This window comes from Allobosea sp. (assembly GCF_030695125.1).
GTDB lineage: Bacteria > Pseudomonadota > Alphaproteobacteria > Rhizobiales > Beijerinckiaceae > Allobosea.
Genome location: NZ_JAUYTP010000048.1, coordinates 1 through 16,837, shown reverse-complemented (window position 1 = coordinate 16,837; position 16,837 = coordinate 1). Strand labels below are relative to the sequence as shown.

Here is a 16,837-nt window from a genome sequence, read left to right as displayed (position 1 = left end):
GACGCCCATGACCCTTTACACGAAGCTGCCGACCCGCCGCGCCGCCCTGGCAGGGGCCGGCGCCGGCATCGGCCTGTTCATGATCGGCAGGCCCGCGCTCGCCCAGACGACGAAGCTGCGTTTCGCCCACCCCCATCCGGAGGCCGACAGCTGGCACAAGGCGGCGCTGATCTTCGCCGACCAGATCAAGGCCAAGAGCCAGGGCCGCTTCGAGGTGCAGGTCTTCCCGAACGGCGCACTCGGCTCCGACCAGCAGACGATCGGCGCCGTGCGCGGCGGCTCGCTCGACATCTGCCTGACGGGCAATCCGTTCTTCACGGGGCTGGCGCCCAAGCTGAACGTGCTCGACCTGCCCTTCCTGATCCAGAGCCGCCAGCATGCCGCAGTGGTGATGGACGGGCCGATCGGCGACGGGCTGCGCCGCGAACTCGAGGGCTCCAATCTCAAGGCCCTGGCGACCTGGGAGATCGGCTGGCGCAACCTCACCAACAACCGCCGCCCGGTTGCCTCCGCCGCCGACATCAAGGGGCTGAAGATCCGCACGACGCCCAACCCGGCCCATATCAAGGCCTTCCAGCTGCTCGGCGCCCTGCCGACCCCAATGGCCTTCACCGAGCTCTTCACCGCGCTCGAAACCGGCACGGTCGACGGGCAGGAAAATCCGGTCACGCTGATCCTGAACGCCAAGTTCTTCGAGGTGCAAAAGCACCTCTCGCTGACGCGCCATGCCTTCACCACCGGCCCGGTGGTGATGAACAAGGGCAAGTTCGATGCGCTACCGGCCGATATCCAGGAACTCCTGGTCCGCAGCGCCGTCGAGATTGCCGGTGTCCAGCGCCAGATGAACGAGGATACCGAAGGCTCCAGCCTGGCAGCCTTGAAGAAGGCCGGCATGCAGGCGGTGGAAAGCCCCGACCGCGACTCCTTTGCCAAGATCGTCACCGCCGAGGTCGAGAAGGAGTTCGTCTCGAAATACGGCAGCGAGACCCTGGAGGCGATCAAGAAGGCCGCCGTCTGACAATCCGTAGCCAGATTCCGCCATGCTCCGGCCGCGACGCCGGCCGGAGCCCCGTCACCGCGCCTCTTCTTTTGAGGGCAGAATCTAGTGAATTGAGGGTGACGGAAGAGTCCCGATAGGGATTCCGCTGGGCCGGTCGGCGTGCGAGTCTGGGCGATGCGTCCAGGAATTGTCATCAATGTGACCACCGCGGACCGCGCCGGCTTGAATCCGTAGTCGCGGACCGCAACAGCCCTCAGAAGCACGTCTGGCGCGCCGCGATCGTCCTGGCGACGGCGGACGGGCTGGGTACGAACGCGCTCATGCGCGCGACCGGCAAGAGCAAGACCGCCGTCTGGCGCTGGCAGGAGCGCTTCGCCAGTGACGGCGTTGACGGGCTCTTTCATGACAAGACCCGTCCCCCGCGCATCGCGCCGTTCGGCCCCGAAGTGGGAGATCGCATCGTCGCCCTGACCAGCCGCAGGCTCCGCCGGGGCGTCTTCCTCGGCGTCGTCGACCTCCAGGCCGCCATCAACCGATACCTCGCCGAGCACAACGTCGATCCAAAGCCGTTCCGCTGGAAAGCCGACCCCGACGAAATCATCGCCGCCGCTGCACGAGGGAACCAGGCGTTGGATTCAATCCAGTGGTGGTGACAGGCCCGCTATCGGTCGCTAAGCTTCGGCATCGATCGGTCGAGGCAGTGCCATGGCATTGAAGATCGCAACACCCAAGCCGACGCTGCCGCGTGACTATCGACCGCCGGGCGGGCGGCCCTACCGGGTGCAGCTCGGCGACAACTGGGGTTCGATCGCCGACAAGCACCATGTGCCGGTGATGGACCTTATCCGGTTCAATTTCCGCACCACGAAGCCAGAAGAGATCAACTACTACCTCAGGCACAATGTCGGCTGCACCGAAGTGTCGCCCGACGGGAAGAACTACAGCTTCCGCAATGCCTCGCCGGGCATCATCTACCTGCTGCCGGACTTTGCCTACGCCACGCCGCCGCTCGACCCGCGTCTCGTGACGCTGATCGTGTTACCCAGCGCCGGCTTCACCCTCAAGGACCTGCCGACCAATCCCCTGGGGTGGATCTCGTGCAAGGCGCACTTCGACATCAACGTCTACTTCGACAGTTCGATTGCCGACGTCATGCCCTATCAATACCGCCAGTACATAAAGGGTCGCGTCCGGATCAGGACCTCGGCGAGCCCGGTGTGGTTTGACGTGACGCCGATCAAGGTCCCGGTTCCCGGATCCCCCGCGATCAATGCGCTCAACCGGCCAATCAACCGCCATACCTTTCTCGAGGATGGGCGGTTCGATGGACTGGGGAGGGTGCTGCGATACGGTTATCGCGTCGCACCGCCCTTCCACCACCCGGAGGTGGATCTCTACGAGAATCCGACAGTCATCGCCCCGCCACAGACCGGGTACACTTACCGCGCCACCGACGATCCCGGGATCGAAATCGAGAAGGTTTATATCAATTCATCGGGCAACCCGGAATCGATGAACGGGATCAGCATCGAGCTTGATTTTCGTGGCGACGTCGTCGAAGTTCGCGACCATGTTGCCACGGTCATCAAGTCCAAGTCATGGCGCTTTGCCGGGCACTTCAACATCCGGTCACGCAACCCGCTCATGTACGATCTGATCGGCCCGCCGTGATCCGGTGGATGGTGACGGAGGCAGGGATGCGCGCGCGCGACCTTCCGAACGTCTGCAAACAGGCAGGGCTGCGCTGCCCTTCCCGAACTGTGACGACGGTCACTGGCGGGTATCAAGCGTCCCGTTCAATCCACTAGCGGCAACCGTCCGCTCATGCTCTCCGTGGAGGCGAGGTACGCGTTGAACAGCCGTCGTGACCTCCTTTGCAGCTGAAGCTAGTGGATTGATTGGGACAAAAGAGTCCGGCTTGGTCCGCGCCGAATGTCCGCTCCCTGGATAGCGGCCAACGGGAAAATTCGACCCTTCCGCGACGCTCTGAACGTCTTCAAACGGGTAAGGCCGCGCCGTCCTTCCCGAACTGTGACGACGGTCACTGGCGGGTACCAAGCGTCCAATTCAATCCACTAGACGATGACCTCGCTGACGCGGGTCAGCGTGTGGTCCATGTGCTTGCCGATCTCGGCGGCGAGCGCGTCCCCGTCGCGCCGGCTCAAGGCCGCGACCATCGCCTCGTGTTCGGCCACGGCACCGGCCCATTTCGCCGGTCCCTCATTGCCGATGAAGCGCAGCCGCTTGATCCTCGCCTGCAGCGTCTCGTGCGTCTCCATCAGCACGGCATTGCCCGCAGCGGCGACGATCGCCGAATGGATCGCCTGGTTGAGCTTGAAATATTCCAGCCGGTTGCGCTGGGCATAAAGCTCCATCATGCGCTGATGCAGGGCGGCAATCGCCTCGATCTGCGCATCGCTGGCCTGGACGCAGGCGATGCGGCCACCGAGCTGCTCCAGGGATTTGGTGACCTCGAGGATCTCGCGCAGATCTCGCACCGAGAAGCGCCGCACCGCGGCGCCCTTGGCGTGCTGCATCTCGACCAGCCCCTCGCTGGCGAGGCTCTTGATGGCCTCGCGCAAAGGCGTGCGGGAGACACCGAGCTGGGCCCCCACCGCGCCCTCGTTGATCCGCTGGCCCGGCTCCAGCCGGCCCTCGATGATCATGTCGCGCAGGCGCTCGAGCACCTCGTCGTGCAGCGTGCGTCGCTGGATGCGGGGATAGGCCTCGGCAGCCTCGCTCATAGGCTTCGTCGCTCCTTCATCGGGGGTGACCCCGTAGCGACCTCGCGCCGTCAACGCGGCGGCGCATCGCAGAAGAACATCGTATCCTGCCTGATGCGGGCCGCCAGCAGCGGCGAGGCTTCGTCCACCGCCACATCGCCGAGCCTGATCGCCTCGCCGGCGCGGACCGGCCGCACCAGTGTCGCATCGGCCACGAGGTAGAACGGCGCGGGAGCGTCGTCCCGCAGAGGGCCGGCAGGAACCATCGCGCCGCCGACATCGGCGATGCTGTGATGATGGCCGCCCATGCTCAGCACGGTGCCGGCCGCCAGGTCGGCCTCGGCCACTGCGACGAGATCCTGCCGCGGGCGGTAATCCGTGCCGTAACCGGACACGCCCAGGCCAGCGGCATCGAGCAGGGAGGTCGCCGCCTCCAGGCCGAGCAGATGGCGCGGCAGATAGAGCGCAGCGGCGTGCCCGCCGGATGCCACGACATGCCCCTTCTCGGCGAGCAGAGCCCAGCTGGCCGGATCCTCGCAGCGCACTGTGACGAAAACCCCACCTGCGAAGCTCGGCTCGTCGGCCAAGCGCAGATGATGGAAGACGTCGACGCGACGCGTCCCGCCGAGCAGCCCACCCTGCCCGCGCTCGCAGAACAGGTCGGCGAGCTCTGGGATGCGCGCGGGCGGTGCATGGAAGCGGGCGGTGTCCGCACCAAGCCCGGTCGCGTTGGCGACCACCGTCATCTCGCAGAGATCGGGCACGGTGCGCAGCGGAAAGGCCGTCCCCAATACGGCGGCGCGGGCGGCGGAGCGCGCGACCGCTTCAGGGCCGCCGAGCGCCCACTGCGCCGCGAGCGCCGGCAGCGGCCGGGTCACGCCGTTGCAGGTGACGTCGCCCGACGCCGGATCGAAAACGAAATCATATTCGCTCGACTTGCCGGCGCCGATGACCTCGAAACCGATCAACTCGGCCCAGGTCACGAGGCCGATCAGCAGGCTCGGCTGGTCGCCGTCGACAGGGGTGACGACCACGCCCTTCTCCGCCGCCAGACGCGCCAGCCCCGGCCCGACGACGGAATCGGCCTCCTTGGAGACGAGTGCGACATGGCGGCCGGCCTCAATCGCCAGCATCGCATGACGCGCCGCGGCGACCGGAGCGCCGGTGGCCTCGATCAGGATGTCAAAGGGCAGATCGACCACGGTCGACAGCGCGGCGGCCGCCACGCGGCGACCCGCATCCCAGGCCGTGCGCGCCTCGGCGCTCGTGGCACAGAGCGCGATCTCGCGGCGCGCAACTCCGGCGGAAGCGAAGGCCTCGCCCGCGGCCTCGGCGGTCATGTCGACGGCGATGCGCGCGTTGACGAGCGGGATGCGGGCCGCCTGGGTCAGGAATGAGCGGCCGAAGCTGCCGCTGCCGACCACGCAAGTCTCGATGGGACGCGCGATGCGCGCATAGTGCTGATGGAAATTCACGAACGACTCCTCCCTGTCGGACGCGTCTTACGGCAATCTTGCATGCAAGAACAGGTCTCACTGCGACATAGGCAGCAGACAGCATGTGCGTTGCTCGCGTCATGCGGACTTGCCTCGCGAGGAGGCGAGCCGGCGCTGCCCCCCTTGCCATCAATCATCTATCCTATAGGATATAGACTTGAGATCGTGCACTGCCGCCGGTCCCATCATCCGCACGGCGAGAGAAGGTTGGTGTCATGTTCGGAGCCTTGCGACTGCCCGCTACGATCCTCTTCGGCGAGGGCAAGCGACGCGCGCTGGGCGCGGCAGCCGCCCGCCTCGGTCGCCGCGCACTCGTCTGCACCGACTCCCGCCTGTCGGCGCAGCCCGAATTCGCCGACGCGCTCGACGATCTGCGCGCCGCCGGCGTCGTGGTCCATGTCTATGACCGGACGATCGCCGACCTGCCGATCGCATGCATCGATGACTGCGCGCGCGAAGCCGCCGGGTTTGCGCCCGATCTGGTGATCGGGATCGGCGGGGGCAGCTGCATGGATCTGGCCAAGCTGGTCGCGGTCGTGATCGCCCATGGCGGGCCCGTCGGCCAGTACTACGGCGAATTCGCCGTGCCGGGCCCGGTGCTGCCGCTCGTCGCGGTGCCGACCACCGCTGGCACGGGCTCCGAGGTGACGCCCGTCGCGGTCGTCATGGACAGCGGGCGCGGCCTGAAGATCGGCGTCGCCAGCCCCCACATCATTCCGCGCCTCGCGATCTGCGATCCCGCGCTGACCATGACCTGCCCGCCGCGCCTCACCGCCTGTTCGGGGGCGGATGCCCTGGCCCATGCCGTCGAGGCCTTCACCAGCAAACGCCGCCCGGCCGACCCGCTGCTGACCGAACAGCAGGTCTTCGTCGGCAAGAACCTGCTCTCGGACCATTTCGCCCGGCTCGCCGTCACGCATGTGTTCCGCTTCCTGGGGCGGGCCTGCCGGGACGGCTCGGACGCCGAAGCACGCGAGGGGCTGATGCTGGCCTCTCTCGCGGCCGGCTGCGCCTTCGGCACGGCGGGCACGGCCGCCGCGCATGCCCTGCAATATCCGGTCGGCAATCTCACCCACACCGCCCATGGCGACGGCGTCGGCGCGCTTCTGCCTTACGTCATGCAGTTCAACCGCAGCGTCTGTGCCAAGGATTTCGCGGAGCTTGCCGGCGTCGTCGGCCTCGGCGAGGCGGGGATGGGCGTAGCCGAGCGCTCGCAGCTCTTCGTCGATGCGGTCGCGGATCTGTTCGCTTCGGTCGGTGTCCCCAAGACGCTGGCCGAACTCGGGCTGGCTCCAGGCCATGACGAGGAAATCGCGACCGGCGCGCTCAAGGCCGAGCGCCTGGTCAAGAACAATCCGCGCCCGCTGGATCTCCCGGGCATGCTCGCCATCACCCGCGCCGCCTTCACCGGCGATCGCGCGGCCCTGCTGAACGCCTGACGCCACAGGACCCATCACCATGCACGCCCAGACCGAGACCACAGCCGCCGCCGACCGCCACTACGTCGTAGCGGGGTTCGCGGGAGAAGGCGGCTTTCCGATTCCGACCGATCATCTGATCGGCGCCGCCTGGACGCAAGGCGCCGGCACGGGCCGCATCGCGGTTCTCGATCCCTCGAGCGGCACGGTCCTGACCTCGGTCGCCGACGCCACGGTCGCCGACGGGTTGGCGGCGGTCGATGCCGCCGAAACAGCGGCGGCCGGCTGGGCCGCGACGCCGCCGCGCCAGCGCTCAATCATCCTGCAGCGTTGCTACCAGGCGATGGTCGATCAGGCCGACTGGCTCGCCCGGCTGATCTCGCTGGAGAACGGCAAGGCGCTGGCCGACGCGCGCTCAGAAGTTATGTACGCGGCCGAGTTCTTCCGGTGGTATGCGGAGGAGGCCGTGCGCATCAATGGCGAGATCGCGATGGCGCCAGCCGGCGGCAACCGCATCCTGGTCCAGTACCAGCCGATCGGCATCGCGCTGTTGATCACGCCCTGGAATTTTCCGGCGGCGATGGCGACGCGCAAGATCGCCCCGGCCCTGGCGGCCGGCTGCACCTGCATTCTCAAGCCGGCCGAGGAAACGCCGCTGACGGCGCTGGCCGTCGGCGAGATCCTGCGGCGCGCCGGTGTTCCGGCGGGCGTCGTCAACATCGTCAACACCTCGGAGCCGGCAGGGCTCTGCCGCGCGATCCTGCATGACAGGCGGGTGCGCAAGCTCTCCTTCACCGGCTCGACGGAGGTCGGCCGCATCCTGCTGCGCGAGGCTGCCAACAGCGTCATCAGCTGCTCGATGGAACTCGGCGGCAACGCGCCCTTCCTCGTTCTCGACGATGCCGATCTCGAGGCGGCCCTGGACGGCGCGATGATCGCCAAGATGCGCAATGCCGGCGAGGCCTGCACGGCCGCGAACCGGTTCTATGTCCAGCGCGGCATTTACGAGACCTTCGTCCAGAAGCTGGTTTCACGGATGGGCGCCCTCACCGTCGGGCCCGGCACCGATGCCGCGACCCAATGCGGCGCCATGATCAACCGGGCCGCGATCGACAAGATCGAGGCGCTGGTCGCCGATGCGCTCGGCAAGGGAGCCACGCTCCGGCTGGGCGGCGTCGCCGGGCCGGGACCGGGACTGTTCTATCCGCCCTCGGTGATCGCCGATCTGTCGCGCGATGCCGCGATCCAGCGCGAAGAGATCTTCGGGCCGGTCGCGGCCGTGACGCCGTTCGACGATGTGGAGGATGCCATCCGCATGGCCAACGACACCGAATACGGGCTGTCGGCCTATGTCTATACCGGCGACCTCAAGGCCGGGCTGGGGATCGCCGAGCGGCTCGACTACGGCATGGTCGCGCTCAATCGCGGCCTGGTGTCCGACCCGGCGGCTCCCTTCGGCGGCATGAAACAGAGCGGGCTCGGGCGCGAAGGCGCCCATCACGGCCTGCTCGAATTCACCGAGACCAAATACATCGCCGTGAGCTGGTGAGGCCTCCCGGGATACGCCGCGCTGGCGTCGCGTCCCGGATGCGGCCGAGACGACGATGCGACCGGCTCGGTCGCTGCGTGAACGGGGTTGGAGCGCGAAGGGAAAGCCAATATCCTATAGCATCGTGCCCTCAGGTTCGCATCGATGGTCGCCAAGACACCCGCGTCGCCCGCTTTTTCTCGCCTCGTCACGCTGAGAGAGCAACCGCTTGCCTATCCCAAATCGCTGGTCGAACTCGCTTATGAGCAACTGTTGTCGATGCTCGTGACGATGAAGATCGCGCCCGGCGCCCATATCGGGATCGAAGCGCTTTCGCGCGATCTGCAGATATCGCCGACGCCGATCCGCGAGGCGCTGACGCTGCTCGAAGCCCAGAAACTCGCCTACAAGATTCCCAATGTCGGGTTCCGGGCCGCCGAGCTTTTGACCCGGCCGGAGATCGATGATCTCTTCGAAATGCGGCTTCTGATCGAGCCGCGGGCCGCGGCCTTCGCCGCGCTGCGCAGCAACCAGCAGAGTTTCGATGCGCTGACGACCTTGTCCGAGCAGATGGCTCGGGTCGCCGGTGGCGACGAGACCGACTATGCGCTGTTCGCCGAAGGCGATGCGCGGCTGCACCACCTCGTCGCCAGCGCCAGCGGCAACCGCTTCATCGCGCAGACGATCGAAGGGCTGCACGTCCATCTGCACATCTTCCGCTTCCTGTTTCGCACCAACGCCCCCGAACGGGCGCTTCAGGAACATGCCGCCATCGTGAGCGCCCTGCTGGCGCGCGACCCCGATGCAGCCGAGGCCGCGATGCGCGCCCATCTCGAAGCGTCGCGTCAGCGCATGGCGGCCGCGCTGGATCATCATGACGATGCGTTGCCGGGCCCTGCCGGCACCCCGCCGCGCCGGATTGACACGGGAGACAGCCACCCCTAATCCTATAGGATATACAGAATGTCGCATACACTAGCTGAACGTCGACTGATGTCAGCTCAATAAGGCCGCGAAAATGCGGACGGCGCTTCCTGCTCCGGCAGAGCGCCGACATTGGGAGGAGTAGATCCGATGGCACTGCCACTCGCGGGCATTCGCGTGCTCGACATCTCGCAAGTGATGGCGGGCCCCTTCTGCTGCATGCTGCTGGCGGATATGGGCGCAGACGTCATCAAGATCGAGCCGCCGGGCACCGGCGATTCGACTCGCCTGTCGATGGGGTTCCGGCTGAAGGGCGCCGACAGCCCGGGCTTCCTGGCGCTGAACCGCAACAAGCGCAGCATCACGCTCGACCTCAAGCAGGAAGAAGACCGCGAGGTTCTCTACGGGCTGGTACAAACGGCCGACGTCCTCGTGGAGAATGCCCGCCCCGGCGTGGCCGCGCGTCTGGGCATGGATTACGAGACGCTGCGCGCCATCAATCCACGCCTGGTCTATGCCAGCATCTCCGGCTTCGGCCAGACCGGCCCCTGGTCGCAGCGCCCCGGTTTCGACCTGATGGCGCAGGCCGTCTCCGGCGTGCTCAGCTCCAACGGATTTCCGGGCATGGAGCCGGCGAAGAACTCCATCCCCGTCGCCGACCTGGGTGCAGGGCTGTTCAGCGCCTATGCGATCCTGAGCGCGATCATCGGCCGCCAGACCTCCAACGTCGGCCAGTTCATCGACGCCTCGCTGTTCGAGGCGGCGCTCGCCCTCTCGGTCTGGGAGACGACCGAACTCTGGGGCACCGGCCGCTCGCCGATCCCGATCGGTTCGGCCAACCGCATGTCGGCGCCCTACCAGGCGGTCGAGGCCTCGGATGGCTGGTTCGTCATCGGCGCCGCCAATCAGGGGCTGTGGCTCAAGCTGATCAAGGCGATCGGGCGCGAGGAGCTGCAACTGGAAGAGCGCTTCGCGACCAATGCCAACCGCATCATCAACCGCATCGCGCTGATCGAGGCGATGGCGCCGACCTTCCGCAGCCGCACCAAGCAGCAATGGATCGACGCGCTGATCGAGGCCGGTGTGCCGACCGCGCCGATTCTCGACTATGCGCAGGCCGTGGAAAGCGAACAGGCCGTGGCGCGCGAGATGGTCAAGACCATCCCCCATCCGGTCGAGGGCGAGTTCAAGGCCCTGGGCTTCCCGGTCAAGCTCAGCGGGACGCCCCAGGAAATCCGCCTGCCCCCGCCTCTGCTAGACCAGCATGGCGACGAAATTCGCGAGGAGTTGCTCCGCAAGGGGCTGATCAAGCAGGCTCGCAAGGCCGAGGCTGCGCAATGACCGGTTCGCGCATCGTTTTCGAGACGGCCGGCGACGTCGCGCATATCCGCTTCGACAATCCCCAGGCCTTCAACGCCCTGACGAAGCAGATGTGGCTGGACATGCGCGACGCCGCGCGCGCCATTGCCGACGATCCGACCATCCGCGTCGCGGTCTTCCGCGGCACGGGCGGCAAGGCCTTCGTCTCGGGCACCGATATCTCGGGCTTCGCCACGTTCACGAGCGGCGCCGACGGCATCGCCTATGAGCAGGAGATCGACGACTGCATGCGCGCGCTCGACGCCATTCCGGTCACGACTATAGCCGCTGTCGATGGTTGGGCGGTCGGCGGTGGCCTGAACATCGCAGCGGCTTGCGACTTCCGTATCGCCACGCCCGATGCCCGCTTCGGCTCGCCGATCGGCCGCACTTTGGGCAACTGCCTGTCTGCGCTCAGCCTCGCGCGCATCGGCGGCGCGATCGGCGTGGCGATGGCGCGGCGCATGGTGCTGCTGGGCGAGATCATCACGGCGCCTGAGCTTGTCGCCGGCGGGTTCCTGCTGCGCGTGGTCGAGCGCGAGGCAATGGACGCCGAGATCGTGGCCTTGTGCCGCCGCGCCGCCGAGAACGCGCCGCTGACCACCCGCACCACCAAGGAGACGCTGCGGCGCATGACGCTGGAGGCGCTGCCCGATGTCGATGCACTGATCGACAGGGTCTACGGCAGCGATGATTTCCGGCGCGGCGTGCAGGCGTTCCTGGCCAGGACCAAGGCGCTGCCGAGTTGGACGGGGCGCTGACCGGAACGGCGCGCCAACCGACATCCACTTCAACATCGCGCATCGAGCCCTCGGGCCGCGCAATCTGCTGACATCTGAAATCTGGCATGCAAGATTGTCGGCCTGAGACCAGCCGGACGAAAAGGAGCCAAATCGATGACTGAGACCGGCATCGGGCGAGAGTCTTGGCATGCAACCTGTGCTCATCTCCGTAACGGGAGGGTGCCCGCATGAGCGCCTCCACCGCCCTGCCCCGCATCGGGTTCATCGGCATCGGCATCATGGGCGAAGCGATGGTGCGTCGCCTGCTCGACCTCGGCTACCCCGTCACCGTCTGGAACCTCGAGCCCGAGCGGCTCGGCACCGTCGCGCCGCATGGCGCGGCGGCGGCAGCGAGCCCCGCTGACGTCGCAGCGGCGAGCGACATCGTCATGCTCTGCGTCCTGCATATGGCCGCGGTGGAACGCTGCATCCTGGCCGAGGACGGCGTCGCGGCTGCCGGCCGCGGCCCGACGATGGTCATCGACTTCTCGACCGCCGATCCCGAGGGCACCCGCCAGGTGGCTGCCAAGCTGGCGAGCCTGACCGGCGCCGGCTGGATCGACGCTCCGGTCTCCGGAGGCCCACAGCTCGCCCGCACCGGGGGCATGACCGTGATGGCCGGCGGGTCCGAAGCCGATTTCGCCAAGGCCAAGCCAATCCTCGACCAGATGGCCGGCAACGTCACGCTGATGGGGCCGGTCGGCGCCGGTCAGACCACCAAGATCATCAACCAGGCGATCGTTGGCACCGGCTATGTCGTGATGGCCGAGGCGCTGATGCTGGCCGAGGCCGCAGGGATCGATGCCGCGCGCCTGCCGCAATGCCTGGCCGGGGGCCACGCCGATTCCAGTCTGCTGCAGCGGCTTTATCCGCAGATGCAAGCCCGCGCCTTCGAGCCCCCTTCGAGCTATGCCCGGCAGCTGCTCAAGGATCTCAAGGCGGTCTCCGCCTTCTCGCGCGAACTCGGGCTCGATCTCAAGGTCATCGAGCAGGGCGTGCAGCGCTACAAGGACTATGTCGCACTCGGCCACGAGATGACGGATTCGGCGGCGGTGGTGAAGCTCTATGAGCATGATGCGGCGCAGCGGGCGGCAGGCAAGCCATGACCGCCGAGGCGAGGCCCACCCTTCCCCCCCGACCGCGCGCCGTCATCGACGCGCATCATCACGTCTGGGACCTCGCCAACGATCTGCCCTGGCTGAAGCATGAGCGGGTGCCTTTCCGCTACGGCGATTACTCGGCGATCTGCCGGGACTACATGCCTGTGGACTACCGCGCCGATCTTGCCGGATGGCCGGTCGTGGCCTCGGTCTATGTCGAGGCGGAATGGGCGCGCGAAAAGGCGGCGGAGGAAAGCCGGTGGGTTGCGGCGGTTTCGAAGACGGAGGGGCTGCCCTCGGTCGTCGTCGCCTGGTGCGATCTTGCGGCGCCCGATGCCGGCACGCTGCTCGCCTCCCATGCCTCCGTGTCGATCGTGAGGGGGATCCGGCACAAGCCCGCGGCAGCCTCCGGGCCGACCGAGGCGAAGCGTGGCGCCGCCGGCTCCATGGACGATCCGGCCTGGCGCCAGGGATATGCCCTGCTCGAGCGTCACGGCCTGTCCTTCGATCTGCAGACGCCCTGGTGGCATCTCGATGCGGCCGCCGATCTGGCGAGAGATTTCCCGGCGACGCAGATCGTGATCAACCACACCGGCCTTCCCGCCGATCGCTCCCCGGAAGCGCTTGCGGCCTGGCGGCGGGCCCTGGAGCGCGCGGCGGCGCAGCCCAATGTCGCGCTCAAGATCTCCGGCCTCGGCCTGCCGGGTCGACCCTGGACGGTCGCGACCAATGGCCCGGTCATCCGCGATGCGCTCGCCATCTTCGGCCTGGACCGGACGATGTTTGCCAGCAATTTCCCGGTCGACAGTCTCGTCGGCGATTTCGATACGATCTTCTCGGGCTTTCTCGCCGCGACGGCGACCTTGCCTGGAAGCGACCGCGACCGGCTGTTTCACGACAACGCCCGGCGCATCTACCGGCTGTGAGCCGCCGGACCGACAAGGCTCACCATAAAAAACGGAGGAGGAACCGATGACCAGGATCAACAAGAGGCAGACGCTCAAAAGCATGGTCGCAGCGCTGGCGCTGGCGGCGGGTTTCGCCGCCCCCGCGGCAGCCCAGGTGACCCTGCGCTACGCCCATGTCGGCTCGGAGGGCGACATCCAGTACTGGTACGCCGAGGAGTTCGCCAAGCGGGTTCAGGCGCGCACGGAAGGTCGCGTCAAGGTTCAGGTCTTCCCGAATTCGCAGCTTGGTGGCGCGCAGGAGACGGTCGACGGCGTCCGCAGCGGCGCGATCTCGCTCGCCCACCATGAATTCGCTTCGCTGTCGCGGCTGATGCCGGAAATGGCGGCCTTCGCCGCGCCCTTCATCTATCGCGACGGCACGCATGCGATGAAGGCCACAGACCCGGCGAATTCCGAGATCATGAAGGAGATGTCGGAGAAGCTGGTCAAGCAGGCCAATATCCGCATCGTCGGCCGGCTCTACCGCGGGGCACGCCAGATGACCGCGAAGATGGCGGTCTATTCCCCCGCCGATCTCAAGGACAAGCGCTTCCGGGGCGTCCCGCTGCAGCTCTGGACGACGATGATCAAGGGCATGGGCGCAGTGCCGACGCCGGTCGAGGTCGCCGAACTGCCGACCGCCTTGATGACCGGCATGGTGATCGGCCAGGAAAATCCGCTCACCATGATCAACGCCAACAAGCTCTATGAGGTTCAGAGCCATGTGATGCTGACGGGGCACATGCAGAACGTGCTGCCGGTCTTCATCAACGAGCGCAGCTGGCAGTCGATCCCGGAGAAGGATCGCGCCGTCGTGGCCGCCATCGCGGCCGAGGTCGGCGAGGAAACGCTCAAGCTCGGGCTCGAGGCCGAGGTCAAGCTGATCGACGAGCTCAAGAAGAAGGGCATGACCTTCATCACCGAGAAGGACGGACTCAAGGTCGACGAGTTCCGCAAATCGGTGAGCGCGCAGGTCAACACCGACTTCCCGACCTGGGCACCGATCATCGCGCGCATCAGCGCCATGAAGTGATACCGAAAGCCGGGGCGCCACGCCCCGGCTTTCGCTTTTCTGCGTCGGTCTCGGTCCGGTCGAGCCGCACTGCCTCCTCCTCCATCCCGCAAAGAGAAGCCTCTTGCAAAGCTCCGCCACCGCCCCCGACGTTCCTGTCTCCGTGACCGTCGACAGCCGGACCTATCGGATCGACCGCGCCGTCGAGCCGATGCGGTGGCTGTTCCGCTGGGGCAGCCTGGCGATGCTGATCGCCATGGTGTCGCTGCCCTTCATCCAGGTCGTGTCGCGCGAAATCTTCGCCATGCCGATCATCGGCGTCGAGGAACTGGCGCGCTTCATGCTGATCTGCGCGGTGTTTCTGGCACTGCCCTATGTCATCTCGGCCGGCGCCAATATCCGGATGGAAGAGATCGTCTCGATGCTGCCGCGCAGCGTCGTGCGTGCGGCGACGATCATCGGCGCGGTTGCCGCGACCGCGACCTTCGCGGCGATCACGCTCGCCAGCTTCGTCGCCATCGGCGGCAATCTCGACAATTCAACCCCGACACTGGGGATACCCTATTGGATCTTTCTAGGGGCGGCCTGCATCAGCTTTGCGATGAGCACCCTCGAATGCGCCATCCAGACCGCCAAGGCGATCCAGGGGCGGCCGCTCTACGTCACCTTCCCGCAGGAGCACGAGCCCGAAGACGAGCTCGATCTGCCCGACGAGATGAAGCACTGAGGGCGGATCATCATGGCGATCACCATCATCCTCGCCTTCGTGGCGCTGTTCCTCTTCGGGTTTCCGGTCGTCGTCGCGATTGCGGTGCCGGCCCTGCTCTATGTGCTGTTGTCGGGGTTCCCGCTGGAACTGGTCGCGCAGCGCATGACCTATGCGCTGGACTCCTTCCCGCTGGTGGCTGTCCCCGTCTTCATCTTCGTCGGAAGCCTGATGAACCAGGCGGGCATCACCAGCCATATCTACCGCTTCGCCCATACGCTGGGCGGTCGCGTGCCCGGCGGCCTGGCGCAGGTCAACGTCATCGGCTCGCTGGTGTTCTCGGGCACGTCGGGCGCCGCGCTCGCCGATATCGGCGGCCTTGGCCGCATCGAGATCCGTGCCATGGTCAGGGCCGGCTTCACCCGCGCCTACTCGGCCGCCATCACCGGAGCGTCGGCCGTGGTCGGGCCGATCTTTCCGCCCTCGATCCCGCTGATCATCTACGGCTCGGTCACCAGCGTCTCCATCGTGCAGCTGCTGATCGCGGGCATCCTGCCGGCGCTGCTTTATGTTGCCATGCTGATGGCGACCGTGGCCTGGCTCGCCAAGCGCAACAACCATCCGCGCTCGAAGCGCTGGCCGACCTTCCGCGAACTCTGGACGACCTTCTGGCCGGCAGCCCCGGCGCTGATGACGCCGCTCCTCCTCGTCGGCGGCATGCTGGGCGGCTATTTCACGCCGACGGAGGCCGCCTCGATCACGGTCGCCTACATCCTGCTGATCGCGATGGTCTTCTATGGCGGCCTCAGCTGGCCCCGGCTGCGCTTCGCACTGTTCGACACGGTGAAGACGACCTCGGCCGTACTGATCATCGTCTCGGCGGCGGCCCTGTTCGGCTGGATCCTGACCATCGAACAACTGCCACAGAGCTTCACCCGCAGCCTGCTCTCGATCTCGACCGACCCGATCGTGCTGCTGCTCATCGTCAACCTGCTGCTGATCATCGTCGGCATGTTCCTCGACAGCACGACGGCGACGCTGCTGGTGGCGCCACTGGTTTCGGCGCCGCTGGTGATGGCGGGGGTAGACCCCGTGCATCTCGGCATCATCTTCGTCTTCAACCTGATGATCGGGCTGCTGACGCCGCCTTTGGGGCTGGCGCTGTTCCTGTTGTCGGACATCGCCAAGACCTCGATGCCCGCGGTGCTGAAGGCCGTGATGCCGTTCTACATCCCGCTGTTCGGCGCCCTGGGCATCATCACCTTCTGGCCCGACCTGACGCTGTGGCTGCCGCGGATGCTCCGCTGATTTGCCGCGCCAGAGGAGATCGAGCTGGGTTCGTCTGAACCGTGCGTGACCTGTCTCTCAGTGGATTCTCGCCCCGTGATGCCGCAACCGGGATCGGCGCAAGCGCACTGAAGCAAGCCTGATCGGGTGTCGGGCTTCACGACTCGCGGACGCACCCGCCGGCCAACCCCACCACCTGCGGAGTACCGCCGCGATTGACGAAACCAGGGTCGTGGCTCTGACGAAGCTCTCAGTGATCCCGATACCGCTCCGGAGGAAACCGACGCCCTGCGAAGGTTGTTCGGCAAGATCGTGCCGATGCGTGGCGCATGTGACCCAGCAACGTTCTTGAGACGCCGCACGCCGGCGGGGCACGATCCTGAAGGGGGCGGCAGCCGGTCTTCGGGGAAGCCGGCCTGAACGCAAAACCCCCGCCTCTGTTTGAGACGGGGGTTTGTGTGTTTTGGTTGCGGGGGCCAGATTTGAACTGACGACCTTCAGGTTATGAGCCTGACGAGCTACCGGGCTGCTCCACCCCGCGGTGAGTTCTGGTGC

15 protein-coding genes and 1 tRNA gene are annotated in these 16,837 nt (G+C 66.7%); 13 read left to right on the top strand and 3 right to left on the bottom strand.

Going from position 1 to position 16,837, the window contains the following annotated elements; translation table 11 throughout:
* Positions 1-7 precede the first annotated feature (7 nt).
* The 3 genes from Q8S38_RS17390 (at position 8) to Q8S38_RS17380 (ending at position 2,671) form a co-directional block, all read left to right on the top strand.
* Positions 8-1,018, top strand: a complete 1,011-nt coding sequence (locus Q8S38_RS17390) for a TRAP transporter substrate-binding protein (protein WP_305681644.1) — start codon at positions 8-10, stop codon at positions 1,016-1,018.
* Between the two features lie 149 nt (positions 1,019-1,167).
* A complete protein-coding gene (locus Q8S38_RS25060) occupies positions 1,168-1,653 on the top strand; it encodes a helix-turn-helix domain-containing protein (RefSeq protein WP_465247599.1) in 486 nt (161 codons plus the stop codon).
* A gap of 52 nt (positions 1,654-1,705) precedes the next feature.
* The gene (locus Q8S38_RS17380; protein ID WP_305681643.1) at positions 1,706-2,671 is read left to right on the top strand and encodes a LysM peptidoglycan-binding domain-containing protein; all 966 of its coding nucleotides are present in this window, start codon (positions 1,706-1,708) and stop codon (positions 2,669-2,671) included.
* Between the two features lie 404 nt (positions 2,672-3,075).
* Here the strand turns inward: Q8S38_RS17380 and Q8S38_RS17375 are convergent, their stop codons facing one another.
* Both Q8S38_RS17375 and Q8S38_RS17370 read right to left on the bottom strand, forming a co-directional pair.
* Complete coding sequence (locus tag Q8S38_RS17375; RefSeq protein WP_305681642.1) at positions 3,076-3,744, bottom strand: GntR family transcriptional regulator; 669 nt, start codon at positions 3,742-3,744, stop codon at positions 3,076-3,078.
* Between the two features lie 50 nt (positions 3,745-3,794).
* On the bottom strand, positions 3,795-5,198 hold the full coding sequence (locus tag Q8S38_RS17370) for an NAD(P)H-dependent oxidoreductase (protein ID WP_305681641.1): 1,404 nt from the start codon (positions 5,196-5,198) through the stop codon (positions 3,795-3,797).
* A 236-nt stretch (positions 5,199-5,434) separates the two neighbouring features.
* Between Q8S38_RS17370 and Q8S38_RS17365 the strand changes: the two genes are divergently transcribed.
* The 10 genes from Q8S38_RS17365 (at position 5,435) to Q8S38_RS17320 (ending at position 16,303) form a co-directional block, all read left to right on the top strand.
* Entirely contained in the window at positions 5,435-6,658 is a 1,224-nt protein-coding gene (locus Q8S38_RS17365; RefSeq protein WP_305681640.1) for an iron-containing alcohol dehydrogenase, read from the top strand.
* Between the two features lie 19 nt (positions 6,659-6,677).
* Positions 6,678-8,186 (top strand): NAD-dependent succinate-semialdehyde dehydrogenase, encoded by a 1,509-nt coding sequence (locus tag Q8S38_RS17360; RefSeq protein WP_305681639.1) that lies wholly within the window; start codon positions 6,678-6,680, stop codon positions 8,184-8,186.
* 144 nt (positions 8,187-8,330) lie between these two features.
* Positions 8,331-9,110, top strand: a complete 780-nt coding sequence (locus Q8S38_RS17355) for a GntR family transcriptional regulator (RefSeq protein WP_305681638.1) — start codon at positions 8,331-8,333, stop codon at positions 9,108-9,110.
* 129 nt (positions 9,111-9,239) lie between these two features.
* Positions 9,240-10,430, top strand: a complete 1,191-nt coding sequence (locus tag Q8S38_RS17350) for a CaiB/BaiF CoA transferase family protein (protein WP_305681637.1) — start codon at positions 9,240-9,242, stop codon at positions 10,428-10,430.
* Positions 10,427-11,209 (top strand): enoyl-CoA hydratase, encoded by a 783-nt coding sequence (locus Q8S38_RS17345; RefSeq protein WP_305681636.1) that lies wholly within the window; start codon positions 10,427-10,429, stop codon positions 11,207-11,209. Before Q8S38_RS17350 ends, Q8S38_RS17345 begins: the two co-directional genes overlap by 4 nt.
* Before the next feature lie 209 nt (positions 11,210-11,418).
* A complete protein-coding gene (locus tag Q8S38_RS17340) occupies positions 11,419-12,336 on the top strand; it encodes an NAD(P)-dependent oxidoreductase (protein ID WP_305681635.1) in 918 nt (305 codons plus the stop codon).
* Positions 12,333-13,256, top strand: a complete 924-nt coding sequence (locus tag Q8S38_RS17335) for an amidohydrolase family protein (protein WP_305681634.1) — start codon at positions 12,333-12,335, stop codon at positions 13,254-13,256. Before Q8S38_RS17340 ends, Q8S38_RS17335 begins: the two co-directional genes overlap by 4 nt.
* A gap of 46 nt (positions 13,257-13,302) precedes the next feature.
* Positions 13,303-14,310 (top strand): TRAP transporter substrate-binding protein, encoded by a 1,008-nt coding sequence (locus Q8S38_RS17330; protein WP_305681633.1) that lies wholly within the window; start codon positions 13,303-13,305, stop codon positions 14,308-14,310.
* Between the two features lie 103 nt (positions 14,311-14,413).
* Complete coding sequence (locus Q8S38_RS17325) at positions 14,414-15,016, top strand: TRAP transporter small permease (protein WP_305681632.1); 603 nt, start codon at positions 14,414-14,416, stop codon at positions 15,014-15,016.
* Between the two features lie 12 nt (positions 15,017-15,028).
* On the top strand, positions 15,029-16,303 hold the full coding sequence (locus Q8S38_RS17320) for a TRAP transporter large permease (RefSeq protein ID WP_305681631.1): 1,275 nt from the start codon (positions 15,029-15,031) through the stop codon (positions 16,301-16,303).
* A 443-nt stretch (positions 16,304-16,746) separates the two neighbouring features.
* On the opposite strand, the gene Q8S38_RS17315 is transcribed toward Q8S38_RS17320, so the two are convergent.
* Positions 16,747-16,823: transfer RNA gene (locus Q8S38_RS17315), tRNA-Met, on the bottom strand.
* Positions 16,824-16,837: the final 14 nt, after the last annotated feature.

What these genes read in the sequence shown, in the direction of transcription:
- Q8S38_RS17390 (WP_305681644.1), top strand. Translation starts at nt 8, where the DNA reads ATGACCCTTTACACGAAGCTGCCGACCCGCCGCGCCGCCCTGGCAGGG.
- Q8S38_RS17380 (WP_305681643.1), top strand. Translation starts at nt 1,706, where the DNA reads ATGGCATTGAAGATCGCAACACCCAAGCCGACGCTGCCGCGTGACTAT.
- Q8S38_RS17375 (WP_305681642.1), bottom strand. Translation starts at nt 3,744, where the DNA reads ATGAGCGAGGCTGCCGAGGCCTATCCCCGCATCCAGCGACGCACGCTG.
- Q8S38_RS17365 (WP_305681640.1), top strand. Translation starts at nt 5,435, where the DNA reads ATGTTCGGAGCCTTGCGACTGCCCGCTACGATCCTCTTCGGCGAGGGC.
- Q8S38_RS17360 (WP_305681639.1), top strand. Translation starts at nt 6,678, where the DNA reads ATGCACGCCCAGACCGAGACCACAGCCGCCGCCGACCGCCACTACGTC.
- Q8S38_RS17355 (WP_305681638.1), top strand. Translation starts at nt 8,331, where the DNA reads ATGGTCGCCAAGACACCCGCGTCGCCCGCTTTTTCTCGCCTCGTCACG.
- Q8S38_RS17350 (WP_305681637.1), top strand. Translation starts at nt 9,240, where the DNA reads ATGGCACTGCCACTCGCGGGCATTCGCGTGCTCGACATCTCGCAAGTG.
- Q8S38_RS17345 (WP_305681636.1), top strand. Translation starts at nt 10,427, where the DNA reads ATGACCGGTTCGCGCATCGTTTTCGAGACGGCCGGCGACGTCGCGCAT.
- Q8S38_RS17340 (WP_305681635.1), top strand. Translation starts at nt 11,419, where the DNA reads ATGAGCGCCTCCACCGCCCTGCCCCGCATCGGGTTCATCGGCATCGGC.
- Q8S38_RS17335 (WP_305681634.1), top strand. Translation starts at nt 12,333, where the DNA reads ATGACCGCCGAGGCGAGGCCCACCCTTCCCCCCCGACCGCGCGCCGTC.
- Q8S38_RS17330 (WP_305681633.1), top strand. Translation starts at nt 13,303, where the DNA reads ATGACCAGGATCAACAAGAGGCAGACGCTCAAAAGCATGGTCGCAGCG.
- Q8S38_RS17320 (WP_305681631.1), top strand. Translation starts at nt 15,029, where the DNA reads ATGGCGATCACCATCATCCTCGCCTTCGTGGCGCTGTTCCTCTTCGGG.